This is a genomic window from Methylobacterium sp. WL18, from assembly GCF_008040015.1.
GTDB classification, from domain to species: Bacteria; Pseudomonadota; Alphaproteobacteria; order Rhizobiales; family Beijerinckiaceae; genus Methylobacterium; species Methylobacterium mesophilicum.
Window position 1 is genome coordinate 1 of sequence record NZ_VRVD01000754.1, and the last position, 2,046, is coordinate 2,046.

Consider the following 2,046-nt stretch of genomic DNA (forward strand, 5'->3'; position numbering starts at 1 on the left):
GCGCGGGCCTGGGCGGCGGGCAGGTTGCGGTTGGGGGCGAGCCGCGAGGGCGCCTGCACGAGGCCGCCGAGCATCGCGGCCTGGGCCAGCGACACCTCCTTGGCGGGCTTGCCGAAGTAGCGCTGCGCCGCGGCCTCGACGCCGTAGGCGCCGGCGCCGAAATAGACCCGGTTCAGGTACAGTTCGAGGATCTCGTCCTTGCTGTACTTGTGCTCCAGCCACAGGGCGAGGATCGCCTCCTGGATCTTTCGCGAGGCCGAGCGCTCGGGGGTCAGGAACAGGTTCTTGGCGAGCTGCTGGGTCAGCGTCGAGCCGCCCTGCGCGACGCCGCGGCGCGTCAGGTTCTGGCCGATCGCCCGGAGGATGCCGACCGGGTCGACGCCGAAATGCTGGTAGAACCGCCGGTCCTCGATCGCCACGAAGGCCCGGGGCAGGTAGGGCGGCAGCTCCTTGATCGAGACCACCCGGCCGCCGGTCTCACCCCGGTTGGCCAGCAGCGAGCCGTCGCTCGCCAGGATGGCGATGTTGGGCGGGCGCTTGGGCACCGCGAGCTGGTCGATCGGCGGCAGCTGCGAGGCATGGTAGGCGATGAGGCCGGCGACGCCGATCACCGCCCACAGGCCGAGCACCACGCTGCCGTAGGCGATCCGGCTGAGCCACGAGCGCCGGCGCCGGCCGGACTTCTTTTGGGTCCGGCGTGGCGCCGTCTTGGCCGGAGCCCGCGCCGTGTCGTCCGCTCGCTTGCCCACGCGTTCCCCTGTCCCGGCCCGGTCTTCCCGGGACAGGCGCAGGTCGAGTTCGCCGCGATCCCGGACGCGCCCTTCGGGCACGTCGAAATTCGGCTCCATCCTGCCCCGACCCTTGGCCATGCATCCCGTCTTCGAACGATCCGAAACCAGCGCGCGCGTGCGTTGCGGCGTAGCCCGGTTACGGCACGCTAAATGCGGCGGTTTAAGGGGTCGTTAGCGTTCCGTTCAGCAACCCACCCTCGGGGCGCGGGTGCTCCGTTGTCTTCAACCGGCCGCCGTCGGATCCTGGCCCAGCACCCGCCGGGCCTCGGCGAGGAGCACCGGGTGCCGGACCGATTGCGGGCCGGAATCCGGCGTCTCGCGGCCGAGACGGGCGATGCGCGCCGTGAACAGCTTCCGGCGCAGGCCGAACCGGCCGATGCTGGCCGTAAGCGCCAGCAAGACGACCCGCACGGCCTCGGTGCGCTCCCGCTCGTGGACGATCTCGGTCTTCAGTGCCTCCTCGCGCCGCAGGGCCGCGTCGAGTTCGAGCCGGACGGCGGCCCGGCTCGCTTCGTCCCGGCGCGCGGTCTCCAGCTGGATCCGGCATTCCTGCAGCGCGCTGAGGATCATGAGCTCCTGCGCCGACGCATCCCGCATTGAGTCCTCCCGGCGCACCGTCGCCCGGTAATCAACCCGGCACGCGCCCGATCCTTGTCATGAAAATTCGGCCCCGACCTGCGAAGGCGTCGAAGGGCGGACCGTCGGTGAGGCTCGCCTTACCGATGCGGGGCGCCGGCTGGAAGGCACCGCCCCGGGATATCGAGGCCGCGACCGTCGGCCAAGCCGGGATCGACGCCGTGCGTTGCAGGATTGCCGTGACCCGGTTGTGTCAGGGTCGGCTTTATCCTGGCGAGGCCGCAGCGGCGGCGCATCGACCGGCATGATACAAACGCGTATTGAGTTTCAGCCAGGGATAGCAGTCTCCGCGCGCTATCGGGCCTGTTAACCGCCCTGCCGCATTGTTCACTCCGCGCGCCCGGGAGTCGCGGGCCGGGACCGGAGGGAAGGTGCGATGACGGAGGATCGCCGCGGGGCATTCCGCAAGAACGCCTTCACGTTCGGTACCCTGCTGCTCGCCTGCGGCGAAGTCGGCTGCCTCGTCTGGGACGCCACCGAGACCGGCGCGCAGATCGAGGTCGAGGACGACCAGGCCGTGCCGGACCGCTTCCCGCTTCGTCTGACGGACGGGGCCGACCCGCGGCCGGCCGCCGTGGCGTGGCGCCGCAGCCGCCGGATCGGCATCGCGTTCGAGGGG

Annotated in this window: 3 protein-coding genes; 1 reads left to right on the forward strand and 2 read right to left on the reverse strand. The window is 71.1% G+C overall.

Annotation, left to right across the window (positions count from 1 at the left end):
* Together FV228_RS27875 and FV228_RS27880 are read right to left on the reverse strand one after the other, a co-directional pair.
* The coding region (locus FV228_RS27875; protein ID WP_187277942.1) for a biosynthetic peptidoglycan transglycosylase at positions 1-869 on the reverse strand (869 nt) is incomplete at its 3' end.
* A 144-nt stretch (positions 870-1,013) separates the two neighbouring features.
* Complete coding sequence (locus FV228_RS27880) at positions 1,014-1,361, reverse strand: ATP-dependent helicase (RefSeq protein WP_246690041.1); 348 nt, start codon at positions 1,359-1,361, stop codon at positions 1,014-1,016.
* A gap of 442 nt (positions 1,362-1,803) precedes the next feature.
* Between FV228_RS27880 and FV228_RS27885 the strand changes: the two genes are divergently transcribed.
* The coding region (locus FV228_RS27885; RefSeq protein ID WP_147857463.1) for a pilus assembly protein PilZ at positions 1,804-2,046 on the forward strand (243 nt) is incomplete at its 3' end.

Excerpts from the sequence above, each read along its gene's own strand:
- FV228_RS27880 (WP_246690041.1), bottom strand. The coding sequence starts at position 1,361 with ATGATCCTCAGCGCGCTGCAGGAATGCCGGATCCAGCTGGAGACCGCG.